The sequence below is a fragment of the Parasediminibacterium paludis genome, from assembly GCF_042651445.1.
In the GTDB taxonomy this organism is placed as follows: domain Bacteria; phylum Bacteroidota; class Bacteroidia; order Chitinophagales; family Chitinophagaceae; genus Parasediminibacterium; species Parasediminibacterium paludis.
The window spans coordinates 366,804-388,726 of sequence record NZ_JBHSDC010000029.1 but is presented as its reverse complement, the minus strand read 5'-3'; the positions used below and the strand labels follow the sequence as shown (position 1 = coordinate 388,726).

Sequence of the window (21,923 nt, the reverse complement as noted above, 5' to 3'; positions counted from 1 at the left end):
AAAATGGGAAACAGTGTCTATCAAATCAACAAGGGCATTAATAAAAGTATTGAGTTCAAAGGGCTGAAAGCCCAGTATATCTGGTATTTCGGGGGCGGTGTGATTGCCCTGCTGATAATTTTCGCCATCCTGTACATAATCGGCATCAATGCCTTTGTGTGCATCGGTATCATACTCATAGCGGGTACGGTACTGGTGGTCAAGTTGTATGCGATGAGCAATACTTATGGTGAATATGGCATGATGAAGAAATTGGCAAGGCATAGTGTCCCCAACACCATTAAATCAAAAAGTAGGGCGGTGTTCCTGCAAAAAGAAATACAATAAAAACAAACATATTATCAACAAGGTAAAACAGTGGACATGGAAAAGCAGTTGGAAGATATTTTGCCTATACTCGGCGTAGAGCATGATTGCATACTCTCCAAACAAGGGGACATTACATTGGCTTTTAAAGTGGCCCTACCCGAGATATTCACGCTCTCAGACCAGGAGTACGAGGCTTTCCATCAAGCATGGATTAAAGCCATCAAAGTATTACCAAAATCTTCCGTTTTCCATAAACAGGACTGGTTCATTGATAGCAGGTACCAACCTGATTTCACAAAGGATGATACCACATTTTTGACGCTCAGCAGTGAACGCTTCTTCAATGAACGCCCTTTTTTGGAACATGATTGTTACATCATGCTCACCCAAAAACCTTCAGGAAGGAAAACCGCCACTTCTTTGTTTTCCAATCTGCTCCGTAAATCCATCGTGCCGGAACAAACATTGAAACCACAATTGTTACAGGACTTTCTTGACAGTGCCGGGCAGTTCAAACGCATATTGGAAGACAGTGGTTTTGTGCAACTTCAACGACTCAAAAATAATGAACTGCAAAGCCATGCTAGACAAATGGGACTGGTAGAACGTTATTGCTACCTATCAGAAAAAAATGATGAATTGTTGTTGAAGGACATCAGTTTTCAGGATGGGCTACAGATTGGCAACCAGCATAGCCAGATTTATACATTGGGGGATGCGGCGGACCTTCCAGCATTGTGCGGTTCTAGGATCAACTTTGACAGGTACTCTACGGACAAGACAAAGTTCAGTATCGGCTTTGCTTCTACGCTTGGGCAACTATTGCCCTGCAACCATATATACAACCAATACATATTTATCGAGGATGCACAAAAGACCATCCAGAAGCTGGAGAGCAAACGTTTAAGGCTGCAATCCCTGTCTGCCTATTCCCGTGAGAATACCATTGCAAGGGATGCTACCAATGATTTCCTGAACGAAGCCATTGGCCAGCAACGGCTTCCTGTAAAAGCACATTTCAATGTACAGGTATGGACAGGTAACAAAGAAGAACTGAAAGACCTGAAGAACCTTGTATCCTCTGCATTGGCTCAAATGGATGCAGTTGCCAAGCAGGAAACCATCGGTGCCCCACAAGTATTCTGGGCAGGTATCCCTGGCAATGAAGCGGACTTTCCCATGAACGACACCTTCGACACTTTTGCGGAACAGGCCACCTGTTTCCTCAATCTTGAGACCAATTACCGTTCCTCTGTAAGCCCTATCGGCATTAGGCTCGGTGATAGGCTTACTGGCAAACCAGTCCATGTGGACATATCAGATGAACCCATCAAAAAAGGTATCTGCACCAATAGGAACAAGTTCATACTTGGCCCATCTGGAAGTGGCAAATCCTTCTTCACGAACCACATGGTACGAAGCTATTATGAACAAGGGACACATATCGTTTTGGTAGATGTAGGGCATAGCTACAAAGGGTTGTGCGATATGGTGAACGGGTACTATTTCACCTATGACGAAAAGAACCCTATCCGCTTCAACCCCTTTTATATCGGTGAAGGCGACAGCCTTGACACGGAGAAAAAGGAAAGCATCAAAACACTCTTATTGGCATTATGGAAAAAGGACAACGAGACCTTCAACCGTTCGGAATATGTTGCCCTGTCCAATGCCCTGCAACTCTATTATGAAAAGCTGGGCAAGGATGATAAACTCTTCCCCTGCTTCAATACTTTCTATGACTTTTTACGGGATGAATTTGTGTCTATACTTATCAATGACAAGGTAAAGGAGAAGGATTTTGACGTGAATAATTTCCTGTACGTATTGCGTCCTTATTACAATGGTGGTGAGTTCGATTACCTGCTCAATGCCAAAGAAAACCTTGAACTGCTTACCGAGCGTTTTATCGTGTTTGAACTGGACAATATCAAGGATCACCCGATTTTATTTCCTGTTGTGACCATCATTATCATGGAAGTGTTCATCAGCAAGATGCGGAAGCTGAAAGGCATCCGCAAAATGATACTCATTGAAGAAGCGTGGAAAGCCATTGCCAAAGAAGGCATGGCAGAATATATCAAGTACCTCTTTAAAACTGTCCGCAAGTTTTTTGGTGAAGCCATTGTGGTAACGCAGGAGGTGGAGGACATTATCAGTTCCCCGGTTGTGAAACAGGCCATCATCAACAACAGCGACTGCAAGATATTGCTCGACCAATCGAAGTACCAGAACAAGTTCGACCAGATACAGGAACTGCTTGGTTTGACAGAAAAAGAAAAGGCATTGGTACTATCCGTCAACAAGGCCAATGACCCCACCAAAAAATACAAGGAAGTGTTTATCAGCCTTGGTGGTATGCAATCCAAAGTGTACCGAACAGAAGTGTCGCCAGAAGAATATTTTGCTTACACAACAGAAGAAACAGAAAAGGTAAAAGTGGCACAGTACGCTAAAAAATATGGGGACGTAAAGAAAGGTATCGCTGCATTGGTAGCAGATATGAAAGCAGGTAAATAAACAATCATTTAAATAAATGCACCATGAAAAAATTATTGCTCATACTGGCAATTACGGGACTGGCAACAATGGCACCCGTCCAACAAGTGAAAGCACAGATACCAATTGTTGACATTATCAAGAATGCTATCAAAAAGGTCATCAAGGCCATCGACCTACAAATCCAAAAACAACAGAACAAAGTCATCTGGTTGCAGAACGCACAGAAGACTTTGGAGAACACCATGTCCAAACTAAAGTTGGATGAGATAACCGATTGGGTGGACAAACAGAAGGAGTTGTATAAGGGCTACTATGATGAATTGAGGAAAGTGAAAGCTGTTATTGCCTATTACAAACGTATAAAGGACATCACCGAAAAGCAGGTGCATCTGGTCAATGAATACAAACGAGCATGGGGGCTTTTCCAACAGGACAAGCATTTTACACCCGATGAAATTTCCTACATGGGCGATGTGTATTCGGGCATCCTTGATGAAAGTATCAAGAATATGGATCAGGTATTTCTTGTCATCAATTCTTTCCAGACACAGATGAGCGATGCCAAAAGATTAGAACTCATCAACGAAGCGTCTGACCGTGTGGATGTTAATTACAATGACCTCAAAGCATTCAACCAGCAGGGCATCCTACTCAGCCTGCAAAGGGCGAAGGCACAGAACGATGTGGACATTACCAAAAAACTCTACGGCATCCAATAATCATCCATAAAATACGCAATCATGAAAAAACTGTTCGTTATCATATTACTAAACACCCTTTCAATGGGTGCAAAGGCACAAATATTAGGCGGTTTCTTTAATCAGGGATCGACACAGAAGAAATACCTGTTGCAGCAGATAGCCGCATTGCAGGTATATATCGGTTACGCTCAAAAAGGGTATTCCATTGCAAAGCAGGGGCTGAATACCATCAGCAATATCAAGCATGGCGAATTCAACCTACATACCAATTACTACAACTCATTAAAAACGGTTAACCCGTCCATCAAGGGCTACGCAAAAGTTGCAGCCATCATTGCGTTGCAGGTAAGGATTGTAAAAGTCTATAAAAATGCTTCGGGGCAGATACAACAAAGCGGGGCTTTCACCAGTAACGAAACCACTTACCTGAATGGTGTATTTGCCAGGTTGATGGATGATTGTAACAAGACGATTGATGAGCTAATTGATGTTGTTACCAGCAACAAACTGGAGATGAAAGATGATGAACGCCTGAAGCGTATCGATGACCTATATGCTGATATGCAGGGCAAGTACACGTTTGTACAGGCTTTTTCCAATGAAGCAAAAATGCTGGCTGTTTCCCGTACCCGTGAACAAAATGATATAGAAACCAGCCGTGGTATCAACGGCATCAAAAAATAACCACCATGAAAAAAATAATCATCCTCGCTGCATTCATAACAATGGGATTAGTAACCAAGATTTCAGCACAGAGCCAAGAAGTGCAGCAGTTGCTATTGAACGTTGAAAAATTGGCACAGTTCAAACAGATACTTACGGATATGAAAAAGGGCTACCAGATAATCAGTTCGGGGTATTCCACTATCAAGGATTTGTCCCAAGGTAATTTCAGCCTGCACAAAACATTTTTGGATGGGCTGATGCTGGTCAGCCCAACGGTCAGGAAATACAAACGGGTGGCGGATATTATCAACAACCAGATATTGTTGGTAAAGGAATACAAGACTGCCTTCAACCGCTACAAGCAGGACGGCAATTTCGACCCAAAGGAAATAGATTATCTGGGCAAGGTGTACAGCAACCTATTCAATAAAAGCTTGGATGATCTTGATGAACTGACGATGGTAATGACCGATAGCAAGTTGCGGATGTCGGATGATGAACGGCTAGAAGCGGTGGACAGGATACATGGCAACATGCAGGACAAGTTGCTGTTCCTGCGGCACTTCAATAACAACACAACGGTACTGGCCGTGCAGCGGGCAAGGGAAAGGAACGATGCCGTTACCATGAAAAAAATCTATGGCATAAACAATTAAAACCAATCAAAATGGAAAAGTGGAAAAGAGCTGCATGTATTGCAGTAGTGATGATGGCACTGCCCCAGTTCCTGTGGGCACAGGGTTTGGCAAATGAAATGAATAGCCTGCATGGTGTACTCGACCAGTTGTATGACGAGATGATGCCTTTGTGCAGCAGGTTGATTGGTGTGGGTCAGGGCATTGCAGGTTTTGCGGCCACATGGTACATTGCTTCCCGTGTATGGCGGCATATTGCGAACGCCGAACCAATAGACTTCTACCCATTGTTCCGTCCCTTCGTGATAGGCTTTGCGGTAATGATATTTCCATCGGTACTGGGGCTAATCAATGGCATCATGAAACCAACCGTAACGGCCACTGCTGAAATGGTCAAGGATTCCGATAAGGCCATTACAGAACTGCTCAAACAAAAAGAAGCAGCTATCAAGAAGACAGATACATGGCAGATGTATGTGGGCGAATCCGGTAGTGGTGATAGGGATAAATGGTACAAGTACACCCACCCCGATGACCCTACTGGAAGCAATGAGGGCATGTTTGAAAGTGTGGGCAACGACATCAAGTTCGCCATGTCAAAAGCCTCTTACAACTTCCGTAATTCCGTAAAGGAATGGATGAGTGAAGTATTGAGGGTATTGTACGAAGCAGCAGCTCTCTGCATCAATACACTGCGGACATTCAATTTGATTGTGCTTGCCATATTGGGGCCATTGGTATTCGGGATAGCTGTGTTCGATGGTTTCCAGCACACGTTAACGGTATGGATGGCACGTTATATCAATTACTTCCTCTGGTTGCCCGTTGCCAATATTTTCGGTTCCATTATTGGTAAAATACAGGAGAAGATGCTGCAACTCGATATTGGTCAGGTACAGTCTTCTGGTGATACTTTTTTCAGTTCAACGGATGTCGCCTATCTCGTCTTCATGATTATTGGTATCGTTGGGTATTTCACAGTGCCATCAGTCGCCAACTACATTGTCAATGCAGGTGGGGGCAGTGCCATGGTACAGAAAGTGACCAGCCTTTTCAGCAATACTTCAATGGGTGCTATCAATACCATGTCTTCCGGTGCTGGCATGGCCGTGGATGCAATGGGCAGTTCAGCAGGAAGGATGAGCAGTAGCATGGGCAGCTACGGTGCAAATTCTGGGTATTTCAATGAAGGGAATCCTTCAGGAAAATCTGGGTACATGCAGGACAAGCTATCGGGCAAATCTTGAACCCTTCAATTATCTACTAACAATACAAAAACATAACCCATGTTCAAAAAAATGCAAAATATAGATACCTCATTCAGGCATATACGCATATTCACGCTTGTTGTGGTAATCGCATGTGCAATCATCAGTTGCTTTGCAATATTCAAGAGTTTTAGGCTGGTATATGAGATGCAAAGCAAGGTTTATATACTGGCCAACGGCAAAGCATTGGAAGCTTACGCATCTGACCGTAAGGATAATATCCCTGTAGAGGCAAAAGACCATATCAAAAACTTCCACCAGTATTTCTTCACGCTTGACCCCGATGAAAAAGTGATACAGGCAAATATTACCAAGGCACTATATCTCGCAGATGGCTCGGCAAAACGTGAATATGATAACCTTAAAGAACAAGGTTACTATGCCAATGTAATAGCTGGCAATATCAGCCAAGAAATCAAAGTGGACAGCACCAGTCTGAACATTGATTCATACCCTTTCTATTTCCGCTGCTATGCTACCCAACATATCATCCGTACCACCAGCACGGTTACACGCAGCCTTATTACAGAAGGGTACTTACGCAATGTTGGCCGTTCTGACAATAACCCCCACGGTTTCCTGATTGAACGCTGGACGACCATTGACAACAAAGATTTAAAAACCGAAAACCGATAAGTCATGTTTTCCATCTTCAGAAATAAAAAGAAACAAGAACCTGTCGGGGACAATGTGGCCCAGGATAGGATAGCAAAGAATATTGTTGCATGGTGCATCCATTGGCAACAACGTTGGGCAAACTTTATGCAACGACAAACGGAACGTTTATCGGGCAATGGCAAGATGGTCATGTTGGTATTGTTCTGCCTTGTTACAGGTAGCCTCAGCATCTACCTATTTACCAGTAACCTGATAAGCAAGCCTTCAACAGCCATCCCTGTAACACGAATCAAAACCGCTTTGTCTTCAGGAAAATCGGGCGATGAAAACACAAAGTCCTCAGTAAGTATCACCAAGCATGAATACCAACGAATAAAAAGTTTTAGGGACTATATGGACAGCCTTGCGAGAAGCCCTTCTGGTAAATTGATTTATCAAGATATTATAGCACAACGTCCGGGGTTGATGGACAGTGTTGCACTCGTTGAAAAAATCTATCAGTTACAATCAAGAAAACAGTAGGGCAATGAAGGATTATGTGAACAGGGTAATTGAGGGGGACTGCCTTGAAATATTGAAGGACATCCCAAGCAAGAGTATCCGTATGGTACTTGCCGACCTGCCCTATGGCACTACTGCAAACCCGTGGGACAAGCCAATAGACCTAGAGAGATTATGGCAAGAATACGAAAGGGTAACAGTGGACAACGGTGTGTTTGCATTGACCTCGCAAGGGCTTTTTACTGCCAGTTTAATCATGAGCAACCCGCACATCTTCAAGTACAAAATTGTATGGATAAAATCGGTCGCCACTAATTACTTGAACGCAAAAAAGCAACCATTGAGGCGGCATGAGGACATCTGCATTTTCTACAGGAAACAGCCGGTTTATAACCCCCAAATGTCCAATGGGAAAGCCTACACAGCAACACGGCATAGCAAGCCCAACAATAGTTATGGCACCCATGCTTCCACCACAAGCAGAAGTAATGGTTTGAGGTATCCAAATGATGTGGTATGCCATGAAGAAGACCATCTATACAGCAACACAGCAGTTTCTGAAGGCAGGGTTTCTCACCCAAATCAGAAACCTGTGTCGTTGGGGCGTTACCTCATCAGAACCTACTCAAATGAAGGGGATATTATACTTGACAATGCTTGTGGCAGTGGTAGTTTCCTTGTTGCTGCTGTACTTGAAAAAAGGCGTTTTATAGGGATAGAGAAAAACGAGTACGCATCACAGTTCAATGAGCCAGTGGATTATATCAGCATCTGCAACGAACGGTTAAAAGAAGCATCCGCATGTAACCATGCAGCCAATGCTTTGCAACTAAATTTTAAACAATAAAAAATAAAATCATGGAACAGAAAACACATTCACAAAAATTCCTGCGGCAGCGTAAATTCTTTTTGGTACTGCCGCTTTTGGTACTGCCCTTTATGACTCTTATGTTCTGGTCATTGGGTGGTGGAAAAACAGATAACGCCTCGGCACAGGATATTAAAAAAGGGTTCAACATGCAATTGCCAGGTGCCAACCTAAAGGATGACAAACCATTGGACAAACTCAGCTATTATGAGAAAGCCGCATCGGATTCGCTCAAGCTACAGCAGCTATTGAAAAACGACCCTAACTATCGTACAAAGTTTGATACGAGTATGGTTTTGGATGAATTGGATACTTCGATATTCAGGGGCAATTATGGTATAACAAAAAGGAACAGCCACATCAACACTGGTATTGGCAAGACAGACCCTAACGAAGCTAAAGTGTACCGTAAATTGGCAGAATTGAATAATGCCCTCAATAAATCGACCAGCCAGTCAACAAGTACCGAGAGCAGCATTGGAGTCCCTTATCGTACAAACAATAACAACGTGAACAGCAGCGATATTGACAGGTTGGAACAAATGATGGTTGCCATGAACCAGAAGGATGGTACAGACCCTGAAATGCAGCAACTGGGTGGTATGCTTGAAAAGATACTGGACATCCAGTACCCTGACCGTGTACAGGAACGCATCAAACAAAACTCTGAATCCAATAAAGGCCAAGTCTTTCCTGTTGTGGTAAACCCATATAACGATGCTGTTTCCCTATTGGACAATCAGACCGTTAACCAACCATTATCAGACACGAACAATCATGGTGGTATAAGGCAGAACGGCTTCTATTCATTGGATAATATGATGGATGCAAGCAATAACCAAAATGCAATTGAAGCAGTCATCCATGAAACACAGGCCTTGGTAAACGGCTCCACTGTCAAGCTGCGGTTAGTCAACGACATCTACATTAATGGTGTACTGATACCCAAGAACAATTTTGTTTACGGCACGGCACAATTGAATGGAGAAAGGCTTGGCATCAAGGTCAGCAGTATCCGTTACGGCAGTTCCCTTTTCCCGGTTCAGCTTCAGGTATATGACCTTGACGGTATGGATGGCATTTATATACCCGGTGCCATTTCCCGTGATGTGGCCAAGGAGTCTGCCGACCGTTCATTGCAGGGCATCGGCTACACTTCTTTGGATCCATCCATAGGTGCACAGGCAGCCAGTGCAGGTATAGAAGCCGCCAAAACGCTGTTCAGCAAAAAAGTAAAACTTATCAAAGTATCCGTAAAAGCAGGTTACAAAGTATTGCTGCAAGATGAAAAGCAAAAGCAGAAAACTTAAACCAAAAACAATCTCAAATAAAAATCAATCATTTTAAAAATTCCCAAGTATGAAAAAGATATGTGCAGTAATGATAACAGGGATCATCATTTTACTAATGAACATTCAGGCATCCGCACAAACAGAAATGCCTATAACAAAAGATTCGGTAATTGCACCTTACACAATAGCGGTCACCTATTACAAAACAACCAATCTTGTTTTTCCCTATGCCATCAAAAGCGTGGACAGGGGCAGCAAGGACATCCTTGTACAAAAAGCAAAGGGCGTTGAAAATATCCTTCAGGTAAAGGCAGCCATTGACAGCTTTACCGAGACCAACCTCACAGTCATCACTACCGATGGCAACCTCTATTCATTCACAGTTGGCTACAGTAATATGCCCACGCAACTGACTATTGTTTTCGAGAAACAGGGCACTACGAAAATAGAATTCAGCGAACAGAAAGACCATACCAAGGAACTGGATGACCTCTCGAAAAAAGTCATTGAAAAAAAGAAAACATTCCTGCACCGAAAAGACAAACATGATGACATGAAGCTAAAATTGGTTAGCCTTTACATATCCAATGACGTTTTCTATTTCAAGTTCTTTATCAACAACAAATCCAATGTTAGTTATGATATGGATGCCATAAGGTTTGCAGTAAAGGACAAGCAAAAAGCAAAACGTACCGCCTCGCAGGAAACAGAACTACAGCCACTGTATTATTATGGCGAAACAGAAACTGTACCCGGAAAGCACCAGCAGTATTTTGTTGTTGTCGTTCCAAAACTCACCTTACCCGATAACAAATACCTTGATGTACATATCATCGAAAAGGGCGGTGGTAGAGACCTGCAACTGAAACTCAAGAACAGGCATATCATGAAGGCAAAACCAATTATATGACAGGTGGCCATGCAATAGCAGATGAAGTGCTTGACCTCGTGAACATTGCACTATCGAAGGACGAACATTGGATGGCGTACAACCGTTCACTGTACTTTATAGACAAAACGGATGTGTATTTTTTCAAACAGCGAAGCGATGCTTATGGGTTTGCAAAGAACAACATCAGTGACAGCGACAGTTTTCAGGTATTGCATTTCAATGGCATAGAAGATGTCCTAAAACAAGTGCCCTATGGCAAAGCACTGGCAGCAGAAACGGAACAGCACCAATTGACCCAAAAGGATGCTGATGCTAATCCACTCTTCAACAGGGAAGGGAATGCATTCACGGATGCATTGATTGACCATATCGAAGAACAGCAACAAACAAATATTTTATCATTATCAAATCAAAAAATCATGAACCAGAAAAATTTTGACTTCCTGAAAGATCAGGTAAAGTACACAGGCTTTGGTGAAGGTCTTGAAAATGAGCTAAAGACAAAAATCGAAAAACAGTCACCAGATTTTCAGATTGCCCATAAAGCAAAATTTGGCAACGATGATGTATCGGCTGTCTTGCACTTTAAAAAATCGGCAGAGACGGATATGTATTTCTTTAACCGTTACGATGTTTCATTGAAGCCCGAACAATCTAAGGAAGATATGTCGCAGACCTTCTATATCAACAAGGGCAGTAACATTACATTGAAAGAAGCCTACAACCTTATGAACGGTCGTGCGGTGAACAAAGACCTCACGAACAAGGAAGACCAGGTTTATAATGCTTGGGTGCAGCTTGATTTTAAACAGACAGATGCAAATGCGAACTACAAGTTCAAACAGTTCCATGAGAACTACGGGTACGACATCAATGCAGCACTTAATAAACATCCCATTAAGGAACTGGACACCGAGCAGGATAAAACAAGGCTGATAGAATCACTGCAAAAAGGCAACCGCCAATCCGTAACGTTTATGCAGAACGGTAGCGAGCAAAAGCAGTTCATTGAAGCCAACCCTCAGTTCAAGACCATCAATATCTATGACAGCAATATGCAACGCATCGGCAATAAACAAGGGCAAGATGAAAAACAGGGAAATGGTGAAAGGCAATCATCAAAGCAAAATGCCAAAGAGAAACAAAGTGGTTCGGATGATAGCGATGCTGCACCAAAGGCTTCGAACAAAAGAAAAAACAAGCAAACCATCAGCTAAAGGAAATAAACAGGATTAATCATCTTTAATGGAACAGTTACAACCACTATCGGACTTTTTTAATGCTATTGCGAGTGACCCTCGCATTAGCATTACCCATATTGGTATATATGCTGCCCTATTGCAATATTGGAAAGAGCATCAGTACCAGAACCCGGTCAATGCGTTTAGCCATGAGATTATGCTTATTGCAAAAATCTCAGCAGCTACGACTTACCACAAATGTGTGAAAGACTTGAGCGATTATGGTTATATCAAGTATGTGCCTTCCTTCAAAAAGAACCAAGGTAGCAAGGTTTATTTATTGGTAGCTGAATTATAATTATTAGCAAAAAAGTAAAAAAGTGTCGTTATGGGATGGGAAGATAAAAATGGAAAGACCGCTGCCCCCATGTTGTTCCCGTATGAGCCTGACATTTTTTTGGAACAGATTAGGCAGGTCATCCGTGAAGAAATGGGCATCATGGAGAAAGAAAAGAAAGATGCAACTGCTGCATTGCCTTCCGAGTTTACCTACAAGCCATTGTACCGTTCCAAAGAAGTTTGTAGCCTATTCCATATTTCCAAACCGACACTTTATGACTGGATTAAGAAAGGAAAACTGAAACCGTTAAAAGTAAGTTCAAGGGTGTATTTCTTGCTGAACGATATTCAGGAATTATTGCAGCGGCAGCAATAATAGTAGGGGTTGTGGGCGTTAAAGAGGTTGCTAAAATTATTGGCAACCTCTTTTTTTATGGCAAAAAATTTAGTACCTTTGAAGTAGCTCTTTACAACAATGTTGCATCCAGTATTTGTCGGTTAAAATGAGGTTTGTGCAAATTTTGTGCAAATTCCGGAAAAATAAAAAAGCAGCTACAAACTATATGTTCGTAACTGCTTGATTTTCAACGTGGGCCCACCTGGGCATGATCCAGGGACCCCCTGATTATGAGTCAGGTGCTCTAACCAACTGAGCTATAGGCCCTAATGTTGAGTGGTTGGCTCAACACAATATTTTGAGAACTATTTTTTGTTTTGAGGCGGCAAAAATAAAGATTTGAAAACATTATCCAATTCTATTTTTAAGTTTTGGCTATTATTTTTGTAGAATGCAACAAATTAAAAATATCATATTCGATTTAGGCGGCATTTTTCTTGAAATTGATTACCAAAAAACGAAAGATGCCTTTACCAATTTAGGTATTGAAGATTTTGATGCCTTATTTACACAACACCATGCTAATCGTTTGTTCGAGGAATTAGAAACAGGCAAAATATCCGAGCCAGAATTTTACGAACGTTTTAGGAAGGATGGCAAAGTAAACTTTACCAATGCGGAAATAAAAGATGCCTGGAATGCTATGCTTGGTAATTTTCCTTTAGACCGCATAGAATGGTTGAAGGCAATTAAAAGTAAATATAATATTTTTTTATTTTCAAATACAAATCAAATTCATTACGATGCTTTTATGGCTATTTATAAATCGAATACAGGCAGGACAGATTTTAACAGCCATTTTACAAAAGCTTATTATTCGCAGTATTTAGGATTGCGCAAGCCTTATGCAGCATCGTTTTTAGCTATTTTAAAAGAGCAAAATTTAAGAGCAGAAGAAACATTGTTTATTGACGATACTATCAAAAATATAGAAGCAGCAGACGCATTGGGCATAAAAACCATTCACTTAGTAGCACCGAAAACGGTGTTGGATTTAGAATTGTAGTTGTAAGGATAGCTTAAAACTAAATGCATAGATATCTATTTATTTTACCTCCTCAAAATCTATATACTCATCATTTGTAGTAGTGGTAGGTTTTTTGGTTGCCTCGGCTGTAGGCTGTTGGGTCGCAGTATGTTGCTGAGACCTTTGCTGATCTTGCATATTCTGTACCGTTTCTTTCATTTTAGAAACTGTACGGCTTATAGGTATTACTAAATCGAATATGAAACGATACAAAAAATATACTAAAAAGCACCAAAAAATTAACTTTATCATAATAATGCAAATGTAGCATGCTAATAGATTTCGCTCGCTATTTTCACAAATGCTTCACGTTATTATATACCAATCAGTAGATTATCTTTAAATATTTGCAGTATAATTTGGCACTTATTGCACTAACACACTACATTTGCACCGAAAGAACGAATAACAGAAGGGAACGAGGTCGTTCCCTTCTTCTTTTTAATTATGGCAGCAGCAGAGCAAATACAGGTATTAGAGTCATTTATCAATAGCGTAATTGCTAATGACCCTGAAATATTTTTAGTATCACTGAAAATAAAACCTACTAACAATATTAAAGTTTTTTTAGATGCAGATACGGGTTTACCGATAGATAGATGCGTAAAAATAAACAGACAATTATATAAATTTATAGAAGAAGCAGGCATGTATCCTGAAGGCGATTTTAGCTTAGAAGTGTCTAGCCCCGGTATAACAGAGCCTTTGAAAATGCACCGCCAATACCAAAAAAATATTGGTAGAAATGTGGAGGTCGTCTTAACAGACACTTCCGTAAAAGAAGGTGTATTACAAGAAGTTGCAGAAGACAGTATTACAATAGAAACAAGCGAGGGGAAAGGTAAAAAGTTAGTGGTAGCACAATTGGTAATACCATTTGTAAATATTAAATCAACAACGGTACAAATTAAATTTTAATAGCGATAATACGGCATTATAGCCGTCAATCATGCATCGCACATTGTAAATATAACAGTATGGCAAGTATCAATTTAGTAGATGCCTTTCAGGATTTTAAGGAAGCAGAAAACCTTGACAGACCTACGTTAATGAAGGTGGTAGAAGATGTTTTTAAAACCTTATTGCGTAAAAAATATGGTAGCGACGATAATTTTGACGTTATTGTAAACTCAGAAAAAGGTGACCTTGAAATTATTCGTAGAAGAATGATTGTAGAAGACGGTGAAGTAATAGATCCTTTGGCTGAAGTAGCTTATACACAAGCGATTAAAATTGAACCCGACTTTGAGGTGGGCGAAGAATTGTACGAAGAAATGGATATGCTAGACTTCGGCCGTAGAGCTATTTTAGCTGCAAAACAAACTTTGGCAAGCCGCATTGGTGATTTGAAGAAAACTGAATTAATTAAAAAATATAACGATAGAATAGGCGAAATTATCTCTGCAGAAGTGTACCAAGTTTGGAAAAAAGAAGTGCTGTTACTAGATGAAGAAGGTAATGAATTGATTTTACCTAAATCTGAGCAAATACCACAAGATTACTTTAAAAAAGGTGAAAATGCACGCGCTGTAATTGAGCGTGTAGACCTGAAAAACAATAATCCTGTTATCATTTTATCAAGAACTAGCCCTTTATTTTTAGCTAAATTATTAGAAATAGAAGTACCAGAAATTATGGATGGCTTAATTTCTATTAAGAAAATAGTACGCGACCCAGGTGAAAGAGCAAAAGTAGCTGTAGAAAGCTATGATGATCGAATAGACCCAGTGGGCGCATGCGTAGGCATGAAGGGTAGCCGTATTCATGGTATTGTGCGTGAATTGAAAAATGAAAATATTGATATTATCAACTATACCACCAATAATCAATTGCTAATTCAGCGTTCCTTAACGCCGGCAAAAATTAGCTATATGAAAATTGATGAGGATAAAAAACAAGTGGATGCCTATTTAGAACAAGACCAAGTATCACTTGCCATTGGTCGTCGTGGGGTGAATATTAAACTAGCTTGCGAATTAACGGGCTATGAAATTGACGTGTTTAGAAAAGATGAGGAAGTGAGCAACGAATTTGATATTGACTTAGATGAATTTAGCGATGAGATTGAAATGTGGATTATTGACGAGTTTAAGCGTGTAGGTTGTGATACTGCTAAGAGCGTATTAGGCTTAACGGCTGAAGAACTTGAACGTAGAACAGATCTAGAAATAGAAACAATTAACGACGTATTACGTATTGTAAGAGAAGAATTTGAAAGAGAAGAAGAAGCCTCATAATTTGTGGGCGAATTTGGTGGGTTTGTAGTGACAGGAAACGTAAATGAAAGGCTTATATAAGTAGGGGCGTAAAAAAAGAACGTACAAGGGTGCGGCGAAACAAAAGCAACATAATAGTGCAAATGTTAGTCTCACAGAAATATAAAATGGTTTTTAAGAGAACATATCTTAAAACTTAAGACAAATTAAAAACACTGAATGTCAGAACTGAAATTACCAAGGTTATTAGCCGCAGCTAAAGAATTTAACGTGGGTCAAGATACCCTTGTAGATGCTTTGGCGAAACGTGGCTTTAACAAGGATGGCCTTACTGCAACAACGAAGCTTACCGAAGACATGTACCGTGCCTTACAAGCTGAGTTTCAAAGCGATAAGCAGGCAAAAAACAAAGCAGATCAGGTAGAAATACCAAAAGGTCAGCAAAGTGAGCGCAAAAGAAGAGATGAGGAAGAAATCTCTTTTAGAAAAGACGTTGTAAAACCAGCTCCTGTGGTGGCTGCACCTAAAGAAGAGCCAGTAGTTGCACCAATTGTAGCACCTGCGCCACCGCCACCAGTAGTAGAAATAGCACCGCCACCTGCACCAATAGTAGTGGAGGCGCCAAAAGTAGAGGTAGCACCCCCGCCGCCAGTAATTGTAGAGACGAAACCTATAGAAGTAGAAGATACAAACGATATCGTACGCATAGGAGCCCCTGAACTTGAAGGACCAAAAATTCTTGGTACAGTAGATCTTTCTGCGATTGATAATTCTACAAGACCTAAAAAAGGCATCAAAAAGAAAGAGGAGCCAGTAATAGTAACACCTATAGTTGAAAAAGCTGAACCAGTAGTCGCACAGCTAGTTGATATCCCAAAACCGATAGCAGAACCTTCACCAATACCAAAAATACCAATACAGGAGACTGTTCTGCCTACTACACCCGCTGAAGATGCAGCCCCGTTAATTGAAAATATCGAAGTTGAAAAATTAACAGGGCCGAAGATTTTAGGTAAAATCGAGTTGCCAGTAGATAGTGACACAAGACCTAAACCTTTAAGTGCTGAAGAACGCAAAATACGCAAACGTATACCTGTAGATAACAGACGCGTAGGTGGTGCACAGCCTTATAACAGCCAACAAGGTGGTGGTAATTTTCAAAACCGTGGTCCTCAACAAGGTGGCGGTTTTAATAGAGATAATAGAGGTGGTGGTCAAGGCCAAGCACCTCCTCCACAAGCGCCTGGCACTGGTAGTAGCAGACCAATTGTACCAGCCAACAATCGTAACAACCAAGGTGGTTTCAACCGAGGTCCACAACAAGGCGGTGGAAATAACAGACCAGGTGGTGGTTTCAATCGTGACAATAATAATAACCGCCCTAGTGGTAATAATCGTCCCATAACTCGTAGAGACGATAAAGAGATAGACGCAAAAGAAATTCAGGATAAGATTAAGGAAACACAAGCCAAATTAAGTGGTGGTGGTGGTAGAGGTAAGAGCCTGAAAGCTAAATATCGCCGTGCTAAACGTGAGGAGGCAGCAGATGCGCAAAACGAAATGGGCGGCGACGATAACAAACTGCAAGTGACAGAGTTTGTAACGGTAAGTGAGTTAGCTAATTTAATGGATGTTAGTTTTGCCGATGTTATTGGTAAATGTATGGGCTTAGGTATTATGGTAAGTATTAACCAACGCCTAGATGCTGAAGTAATTGAGCTAGTAGCTAGTGAGTTTGACTTTGAAGTTGAATTTATAGGTGTAGATGATATAGATGAAGATGATACTAATGAAGAAGATGCTCTTGAAGATAATGAAAGTCGTCCACCAATTGTAACCATCATGGGTCACGTTGACCATGGTAAAACATCATTACTAGATTATATTCGTAATGCGAATGTGGTAGCTGGTGAAGCAGGTGGTATTACACAACACATTGGTGCCTATGAGGTAACATTACCTAATGGTAAAGCCATTACTTTCTTAGATACACCTGGTCACGAAGCGTTTACAGCGATGCGTGCTAGAGGTGCTAAGGTTACTGATATTTCTGTCATTGTAGTAGCTGCTGATGATGCGGTGATGCCACAAACGAAAGAGGCCATCAGTCACTCGCAAGCTGCAGGCGTACCAATGATTTTTGCTGTCAATAAAATTGATAGAGACGGTGCAAATCCTCAAAAAATATACGAGCAACTAGCTGGTATGAATATTTTAGTAGAGAGCTGGGGTGGTAAATACCAAAGCCAAGAATTATCTGCTAAACAAGGGTTAAATGTTGATTTGTTATTAGAAAAGATTTTATTGGAAGCAGAATTATTAGATGTTAAAGCCAATTCAGCAAAAGATGCAACTGGTTCTATCATTGAAGCATCCTTAGATAAAGGTCGTGGTTATGTGGCTACCATATTAGTACAAAACGGTACATTACGCCAAGGCGATTTAATGGTTTCTGGTCAATATTATGGTCGCGTAAAAGCGATGTTCAACGAACGTAACCAACGTATTCAAGAAGCACCACCATCTACACCAGTGGTGATACTAGGTTTAAACGGCGCTCCACAAGCAGGAGAGAAATTTAAGGTTTACCAAGAAGAGGCTGAAGCCAAGGAAGTAGCTACCAAACGTGCACAGATTTCTCGTGAACAAGGCTTGCGTGCTAGAAAACACATTACATTGGATGAAATTGGTCGTCGTTTAGCACTTGGTAACTTTAAAGAATTAAACATTATTATTAAAGGCGATGTGGATGGTTCAGTAGAGGCATTAAGCGACTCATTACAAAAACTATCTAATCAAGAAATTGCTATTCGAGTTGTACATAAGGCAGTAGGTCAAATTTCAGAAAGTGATATCTTATTAGCTGCTGCTTCTGATGCCATCATCGTTGGCTTTAATGTTCGTCCTTCATCTCAAGCGAATAAATTAGCTGAAAACGAAGGTGTTCAGGTGAAATTATACTCTATCATTTACACTGCTATTGACGAAATTAGAAGTGCCATGGAGGGTATGTTGGAACCAAAAGTGGAAGAAAAAGAAGTGGCCACTGTAGAAATACGTGAAGTGTACAAATTTGATAAAGCCACCGTTGCAGGTTGTTATGTACAAGAAGGTAAAATTAAACGTGACCACAAAATTCGCGTATTTAGAGATGGTATTTTGGTGTACCCAAGACATGAAGGCGGATTCGCAGAATTGGGCAGCTTAAAACGTTTTAAAGACGATATGAAAGAAGTAAACAATGGTTATGAGTGTGGTTTAACAGTAAAAGGTTTTGCTGACTTAAACGTAAATGATACTATTGTAGCTTACGAAGAAGAAGAAGTAAAACGTACTTTATAAATAATACTTACTAAGAGATAGTTTTTAAAAAGGGTTGCTAATATAGCAGCCCTTTTTTTGGATACAACGGTCATAAATATTACGATAAGCCCGAAGCCTAAACCATTCTTCCTGCTTAACAAAAGGTTAACCAATTGTATTCCAACCAAAAGCAAATAATACCAGGCTTTTATCCCGTCTTTTGCAGCATTTTTATCTATTTCTAGCCAAAAAATAATGTTGTAACACGGTTAGCAAAAATTTAACAACCATTAATCCATATCTACCTGTAAAGGCTTGTTACATTTTTAGTTTTGGTGCGTTAAACATCAAATTAAAAACAACAAACCTTATTTATTATGAAAAAAGTAACAGCCTTGATGGCAATCTTGATGACCTTAGTAATAACCTCATTTGCGGAGCCTAACGAAAAGGTTTTAAAAGCCTTTGGTACCGCTTTTCCAAACATTGCGAAAGTAGAATGGAGCGGTACAAACGAAACGCCAACTGCTTATTTTAAAATGAACAATATTCAAACAAGAGTAAGTTTTGACAAGGAAGGTAATTTTCTTCGTTCAATGCGCTACTACACAGAGAAAGAGTTGCCAACCAATATCTTATTTGCCATTCAAAAAAGATATGCTGATAAAAAGGTGACTGGCGTAACTGAAACATCTGATGCAGAAGGCACTACCACCTATTATATCAAAATGCAAGATGACAAAAATTGGTGGACGCTTAAAACTAGCAACGGTATCGCCTTTGAGATATATGAAAAATACAAACTGCAATCGTAAATCTTAGCTATAGTCTAAATAATTGCACTAATCACCAAACTTGTGCAATTATTTAGACTATATTTCTATAATAGCGTTTACGAAACAACTAATATGTTGCAGAAAAATCATTTCCCAAAATTTGTTAGTAACTATTTTCAAAAAAACTTCTTTAGTGTAATAACAAAATATATTATGACATCCAATTCACTGTAGCTTCAGGATTCCATTTAATGGTTGACTTTTTTAATTTAGTCCAAAACTCAATGGAACTTTTACCCGTAATATCTCCCACACCAAACTTACTCTCATTCCAACCACCAAAACTAAATGGCTCTCTTGGTACAGGCACGCCAACATTTACGCCTATCATACCTGCACTAGCGTGCTCCATGATATAACGCGCCGCACTACCACTTTGCGTAAAAACACTTGCAGCATTACCATATGGATTTGCGTTTTCAATCAATATGGCTTCATCAAGTGTTTTGGCACGCATAATACCAATAACCGGCCCAAATACCTCTTCTTTAGCTATGTTCATATCGGGGGTTACAAAGTCAATAACCGTAGGGCCTACATAAGTACCACCTTCTTTCCCTGCTACTATCGTATTCCGACCATCTACCAATATTTTACCACCTTGTTCCACTGCCTCAGTTATGTATTTTTCAATACGCTCTTGTGATGCTTTATTAATAACAGCCCCTAAATTTTTACCCGCAACTATTTTTCTAGCCTCTTCACAAATCTTCTCTATAATATGGTCGACATTTCCCACGGCAATCATCGCCGAAGCAGCCATACAACGCTGACCTGCACAGCCACTCATAGAGGCAACCACATTTTGTGCCGTCATACTAGATATCGCATCTGGTAATACTATCAGGTGATTTTTGGCGCCACCTAGAGCAAGGCAACGCTTAAGATTTTGGGTGGCTCTTTGATACACAATCTTTGCCACTTTGGTGGAACCTACAAAAGAAACAGCCGCTATATCAGGATGATTACAAATAGCTTCCACAATATCGGTATCTCCATGCACCACATTAAATACACCGTCGGGCAAGCCAGCTTCTTTTAATAAAGCTGCAATTCGACCACAGCTTAAGGGTACTTTTTCTGATGGCTTCATAATCATACAATTACCCAAAACAATCGCATTAGGGATAGTCCAATGCGGAATCATTGCAGGAAAATTAAAAGGTACAATAGAGGCTACCACACCAAGTGGTACTCTCTCTGTTTTGCATTCTACACCTCGGCTTACTTCCAATACCTCGCCAGTAACCAATTGCGGTAGTGATGTCGCAAATTCTACTAATTCAATACATTTTTCTATCTCAGCTACAGATTCGCTATAGATTTTACCATTCTCTTCGCTACACAATTCTGACAATTCTAGCTGATGTTTTTCAAGCAGGTTTTTGTACTTGAAAAATACTTGCACACGTTCTTTGATAGGTGTTTGGCTCCATGCTGGAAAAGCGGCTTTTGCTGCAGCTACTGCTGCATTCAAATCCCCATCTGTTGAACATGTCATTTCTGATAATAAGTCGCCATTAACAGGCGATATCAGCGGTATTCTTTTAGTAGATGAGGCATCTACAAATTTGCCGCCAACATAATTTCTAATTTTAGGATACTTCATTGGTTAGTTTATTGTCTTAGTTCATGCAGCATGACAAACATTGCTAATAGTTGTTTGATTAAACACTAACAACAATTGGTTTTTAAAAACTTCAATTTAGTGTTTAAATTTTAAAATTCATAAAGTAATTGAGTTTTTTTAGTATATGATTTAAGAATATCTAAAATAGAGCGTAATAGTTTTTTGTACATTTACTTACCCTCATAAAACCCTACTTATGGAAAAAAATAAAAGTAAATCTAAACATGACATGCATTTGGACGAGATGGATTTTGCCATCTTAAATTATTTACAGGCTGACGGTAGAACATCGTTTACAGTAATTGCTGAAAAGCTCAATGTATCTATTGGCACCATTCGTACAAGATTTAATAGATTACTTGACGAAAAAGTAATTAATATCATCGGCAGAGTAGATCCAGCAAAAATTGGTTTTAAATGCTATGCACAAATAGCTGTATTCATAAGACCTGCTACTTTAAAAGAGCAGATTGCGCAAACCATAGCCGCTATGCCTGAAGTAAGTTTTTTAGCAGGCACTTCAGGTGATTATGATTTAATCGTAGATGTCATGTGCCGAGACAATGATCATCTTGAACAGGTTATCAATGAAATATCTAAAATAGAGGGTATTTTCCAAACCAAAACAACCATCTACTTTAAAGTTTATAAATACGCACAACCCGAACTTAGCTTACTAGACCTTTACTAAAACACACAAAAATTATTTAGGGCCAAACAAATTTTTGTCTTTGTAATATGA

22 protein-coding genes and 1 tRNA gene are annotated in these 21,923 nt (G+C 40.2%); 20 read left to right on the top strand and 3 right to left on the bottom strand.

Translation table 11 applies throughout. The features are described from left to right. The first annotated feature begins 3 nt into the window (after window positions 1–3). The 14 genes from ACFOW1_RS15525 (at window position 4) to ACFOW1_RS15460 (ending at window position 12,148) form a co-directional block, all read left to right on the top strand. The gene (locus ACFOW1_RS15525) at window positions 4–327 is read left to right on the top strand and encodes a DUF4133 domain-containing protein (protein WP_379015536.1); all 324 of its coding nucleotides are present in this window, start codon (window positions 4–6) and stop codon (window positions 325–327) included. Window positions 328–363: 36 nt separating this feature from the next. Beyond that, window positions 364–2,829 carry a TraG family conjugative transposon ATPase gene (locus ACFOW1_RS15520; RefSeq protein ID WP_379015535.1) on the top strand — a complete coding sequence of 822 codons (2,466 nt, stop codon included), beginning with the start codon at window positions 364–366 and terminating at the stop codon, window positions 2,827–2,829. Window positions 2,830–2,852: 23 nt separating this feature from the next. Next, window positions 2,853–3,530, top strand: a complete 678-nt coding sequence (locus tag ACFOW1_RS15515) for a conjugal transfer protein TraI (protein WP_379015534.1) — start codon at window positions 2,853–2,855, stop codon at window positions 3,528–3,530. A 21-nt stretch (window positions 3,531–3,551) separates the two neighbouring features. Further along, window positions 3,552–4,196: a hypothetical protein gene (locus ACFOW1_RS15510; protein WP_379015532.1), complete on the top strand. Its 645-nt coding sequence runs from the start codon at window positions 3,552–3,554 to the stop codon at window positions 4,194–4,196. A 5-nt stretch (window positions 4,197–4,201) separates the two neighbouring features. Continuing rightward, window positions 4,202–4,834: a tellurite resistance TerB family protein gene (locus tag ACFOW1_RS15505; protein WP_379015530.1), complete on the top strand. Its 633-nt coding sequence runs from the start codon at window positions 4,202–4,204 to the stop codon at window positions 4,832–4,834. 11 nt (window positions 4,835–4,845) lie between these two features. Continuing rightward, window positions 4,846–6,060: a conjugative transposon protein TraJ gene (gene traJ / locus ACFOW1_RS15500; RefSeq protein WP_379015529.1), complete on the top strand. Its 1,215-nt coding sequence runs from the start codon at window positions 4,846–4,848 to the stop codon at window positions 6,058–6,060. 39 nt (window positions 6,061–6,099) lie between these two features. Next, complete coding sequence (traK, locus tag ACFOW1_RS15495; protein WP_379015527.1) at window positions 6,100–6,717, top strand: conjugative transposon protein TraK; 618 nt, start codon at window positions 6,100–6,102, stop codon at window positions 6,715–6,717. 126 nt (window positions 6,718–6,843) lie between these two features. Beyond that, the gene (locus ACFOW1_RS15490; RefSeq protein ID WP_379015526.1) at window positions 6,844–7,221 is read left to right on the top strand and encodes a hypothetical protein; all 378 of its coding nucleotides are present in this window, start codon (window positions 6,844–6,846) and stop codon (window positions 7,219–7,221) included. Between the two features lie 82 nt (window positions 7,222–7,303). Beyond that, entirely contained in the window at window positions 7,304–8,047 is a 744-nt protein-coding gene (locus ACFOW1_RS15485) for a DNA-methyltransferase (RefSeq protein WP_379015525.1), read from the top strand. 11 nt (window positions 8,048–8,058) lie between these two features. Then, window positions 8,059–9,378, top strand: a complete 1,320-nt coding sequence (gene traM / locus ACFOW1_RS15480; RefSeq protein WP_379015524.1) for a conjugative transposon protein TraM — start codon at window positions 8,059–8,061, stop codon at window positions 9,376–9,378. 49 nt (window positions 9,379–9,427) lie between these two features. Next, complete coding sequence (gene traN, locus ACFOW1_RS15475) at window positions 9,428–10,270, top strand: conjugative transposon protein TraN (protein ID WP_379015523.1); 843 nt, start codon at window positions 9,428–9,430, stop codon at window positions 10,268–10,270. Next, entirely contained in the window at window positions 10,267–11,469 is a 1,203-nt protein-coding gene (locus ACFOW1_RS15470; protein ID WP_379015521.1) for a hypothetical protein, read from the top strand. The genes traN and ACFOW1_RS15470 overlap by 4 nt, the downstream gene beginning before the upstream one ends. 28 nt (window positions 11,470–11,497) lie before the next feature. Then, complete coding sequence (locus ACFOW1_RS15465) at window positions 11,498–11,791, top strand: hypothetical protein (RefSeq protein ID WP_379015519.1); 294 nt, start codon at window positions 11,498–11,500, stop codon at window positions 11,789–11,791. Window positions 11,792–11,821: 30 nt separating this feature from the next. Beyond that, the gene (locus tag ACFOW1_RS15460; RefSeq protein ID WP_379015518.1) at window positions 11,822–12,148 is read left to right on the top strand and encodes a helix-turn-helix domain-containing protein; all 327 of its coding nucleotides are present in this window, start codon (window positions 11,822–11,824) and stop codon (window positions 12,146–12,148) included. Window positions 12,149–12,362: 214 nt separating this feature from the next. Here the strand turns inward: ACFOW1_RS15460 and ACFOW1_RS15455 are convergent. Beyond that, window positions 12,363–12,436: transfer RNA gene (locus ACFOW1_RS15455), tRNA-Ile, on the bottom strand. Window positions 12,437–12,560: 124 nt separating this feature from the next. Here ACFOW1_RS15455 and ACFOW1_RS15450 point away from each other — a divergent pair. After that, window positions 12,561–13,175: an HAD family hydrolase gene (locus ACFOW1_RS15450; protein WP_379015517.1), complete on the top strand. Its 615-nt coding sequence runs from the start codon at window positions 12,561–12,563 to the stop codon at window positions 13,173–13,175. A 39-nt stretch (window positions 13,176–13,214) separates the two neighbouring features. Here the strand turns inward: ACFOW1_RS15450 and ACFOW1_RS15445 are convergent, their stop codons facing one another. Then, the gene (locus ACFOW1_RS15445) at window positions 13,215–13,460 is read right to left on the bottom strand and encodes a DUF4834 family protein (RefSeq protein ID WP_379015764.1); all 246 of its coding nucleotides are present in this window, start codon (window positions 13,458–13,460) and stop codon (window positions 13,215–13,217) included. A gap of 183 nt (window positions 13,461–13,643) precedes the next feature. Here ACFOW1_RS15445 and ACFOW1_RS15440 point away from each other — a divergent pair, with 183 nt between their 5' ends. The 4 genes from ACFOW1_RS15440 (at window position 13,644) to ACFOW1_RS15425 (ending at window position 19,530) form a co-directional block, all read left to right on the top strand. Continuing rightward, window positions 13,644–14,114, top strand: a complete 471-nt coding sequence (locus tag ACFOW1_RS15440; protein ID WP_379015516.1) for a ribosome maturation factor — start codon at window positions 13,644–13,646, stop codon at window positions 14,112–14,114. A 59-nt stretch (window positions 14,115–14,173) separates the two neighbouring features. Further along, window positions 14,174–15,433 carry a transcription termination factor NusA gene (gene nusA / locus ACFOW1_RS15435; RefSeq protein ID WP_379015515.1) on the top strand — a complete coding sequence of 420 codons (1,260 nt, stop codon included), beginning with the start codon at window positions 14,174–14,176 and terminating at the stop codon, window positions 15,431–15,433. 198 nt (window positions 15,434–15,631) lie between these two features. Next, on the top strand, window positions 15,632–18,754 hold the full coding sequence (infB, locus tag ACFOW1_RS15430) for a translation initiation factor IF-2 (RefSeq protein ID WP_379015514.1): 3,123 nt from the start codon (window positions 15,632–15,634) through the stop codon (window positions 18,752–18,754). A gap of 338 nt (window positions 18,755–19,092) precedes the next feature. After that, complete coding sequence (locus ACFOW1_RS15425) at window positions 19,093–19,530, top strand: hypothetical protein (protein WP_379015513.1); 438 nt, start codon at window positions 19,093–19,095, stop codon at window positions 19,528–19,530. Between the two features lie 172 nt (window positions 19,531–19,702). Here ACFOW1_RS15425 and ACFOW1_RS15420 read toward each other — a convergent pair whose 3' ends face one another. Continuing rightward, a complete protein-coding gene (locus ACFOW1_RS15420) occupies window positions 19,703–21,160 on the bottom strand; it encodes a CoA-acylating methylmalonate-semialdehyde dehydrogenase (protein WP_379015512.1) in 1,458 nt (485 codons plus the stop codon). 217 nt (window positions 21,161–21,377) lie between these two features. Between ACFOW1_RS15420 and ACFOW1_RS15415 the strand changes: the two genes are divergently transcribed. Further along, window positions 21,378–21,872, top strand: coding sequence for an Lrp/AsnC family transcriptional regulator (locus tag ACFOW1_RS15415; protein WP_379015510.1), 495 nt, complete (start codon window positions 21,378–21,380; stop codon window positions 21,870–21,872). Window positions 21,873–21,923: the final 51 nt, after the last annotated feature.

What these genes read in the sequence shown, in the direction of transcription:
- ACFOW1_RS15415 (WP_379015510.1), top strand. Translation starts at nt 21,378, where the DNA reads ATGGAAAAAAATAAAAGTAAATCTAAACATGACATGCATTTGGACGAG.
- ACFOW1_RS15520 (WP_379015535.1), top strand. Translation starts at nt 364, where the DNA reads ATGGAAAAGCAGTTGGAAGATATTTTGCCTATACTCGGCGTAGAGCAT.
- traK (WP_379015527.1), top strand. Translation starts at nt 6,100, where the DNA reads ATGTTCAAAAAAATGCAAAATATAGATACCTCATTCAGGCATATACGC.
- ACFOW1_RS15515 (WP_379015534.1), top strand. Translation starts at nt 2,853, where the DNA reads ATGAAAAAATTATTGCTCATACTGGCAATTACGGGACTGGCAACAATG.
- ACFOW1_RS15465 (WP_379015519.1), top strand. Translation starts at nt 11,498, where the DNA reads ATGGAACAGTTACAACCACTATCGGACTTTTTTAATGCTATTGCGAGT.
- traN (WP_379015523.1), top strand. Translation starts at nt 9,428, where the DNA reads ATGAAAAAGATATGTGCAGTAATGATAACAGGGATCATCATTTTACTA.
- ACFOW1_RS15510 (WP_379015532.1), top strand. Translation starts at nt 3,552, where the DNA reads ATGAAAAAACTGTTCGTTATCATATTACTAAACACCCTTTCAATGGGT.
- ACFOW1_RS15420 (WP_379015512.1), bottom strand. Translation starts at nt 21,160, where the DNA reads ATGAAGTATCCTAAAATTAGAAATTATGTTGGCGGCAAATTTGTAGAT.
- traM (WP_379015524.1), top strand. Translation starts at nt 8,059, where the DNA reads ATGGAACAGAAAACACATTCACAAAAATTCCTGCGGCAGCGTAAATTC.
- ACFOW1_RS15440 (WP_379015516.1), top strand. Translation starts at nt 13,644, where the DNA reads ATGGCAGCAGCAGAGCAAATACAGGTATTAGAGTCATTTATCAATAGC.
- ACFOW1_RS15450 (WP_379015517.1), top strand. Translation starts at nt 12,561, where the DNA reads ATGCAACAAATTAAAAATATCATATTCGATTTAGGCGGCATTTTTCTT.
- ACFOW1_RS15470 (WP_379015521.1), top strand. Translation starts at nt 10,267, where the DNA reads ATGACAGGTGGCCATGCAATAGCAGATGAAGTGCTTGACCTCGTGAAC.
- ACFOW1_RS15425 (WP_379015513.1), top strand. Translation starts at nt 19,093, where the DNA reads ATGAAAAAAGTAACAGCCTTGATGGCAATCTTGATGACCTTAGTAATA.
- ACFOW1_RS15490 (WP_379015526.1), top strand. Translation starts at nt 6,844, where the DNA reads ATGCAACGACAAACGGAACGTTTATCGGGCAATGGCAAGATGGTCATG.
- nusA (WP_379015515.1), top strand. Translation starts at nt 14,174, where the DNA reads ATGGCAAGTATCAATTTAGTAGATGCCTTTCAGGATTTTAAGGAAGCA.
- infB (WP_379015514.1), top strand. Translation starts at nt 15,632, where the DNA reads ATGTCAGAACTGAAATTACCAAGGTTATTAGCCGCAGCTAAAGAATTT.
- ACFOW1_RS15485 (WP_379015525.1), top strand. Translation starts at nt 7,304, where the DNA reads ATGGTACTTGCCGACCTGCCCTATGGCACTACTGCAAACCCGTGGGAC.
- ACFOW1_RS15460 (WP_379015518.1), top strand. Translation starts at nt 11,822, where the DNA reads ATGGGATGGGAAGATAAAAATGGAAAGACCGCTGCCCCCATGTTGTTC.
- ACFOW1_RS15525 (WP_379015536.1), top strand. Translation starts at nt 4, where the DNA reads ATGGGAAACAGTGTCTATCAAATCAACAAGGGCATTAATAAAAGTATT.
- ACFOW1_RS15505 (WP_379015530.1), top strand. Translation starts at nt 4,202, where the DNA reads ATGAAAAAAATAATCATCCTCGCTGCATTCATAACAATGGGATTAGTA.
- traJ (WP_379015529.1), top strand. Translation starts at nt 4,846, where the DNA reads ATGGAAAAGTGGAAAAGAGCTGCATGTATTGCAGTAGTGATGATGGCA.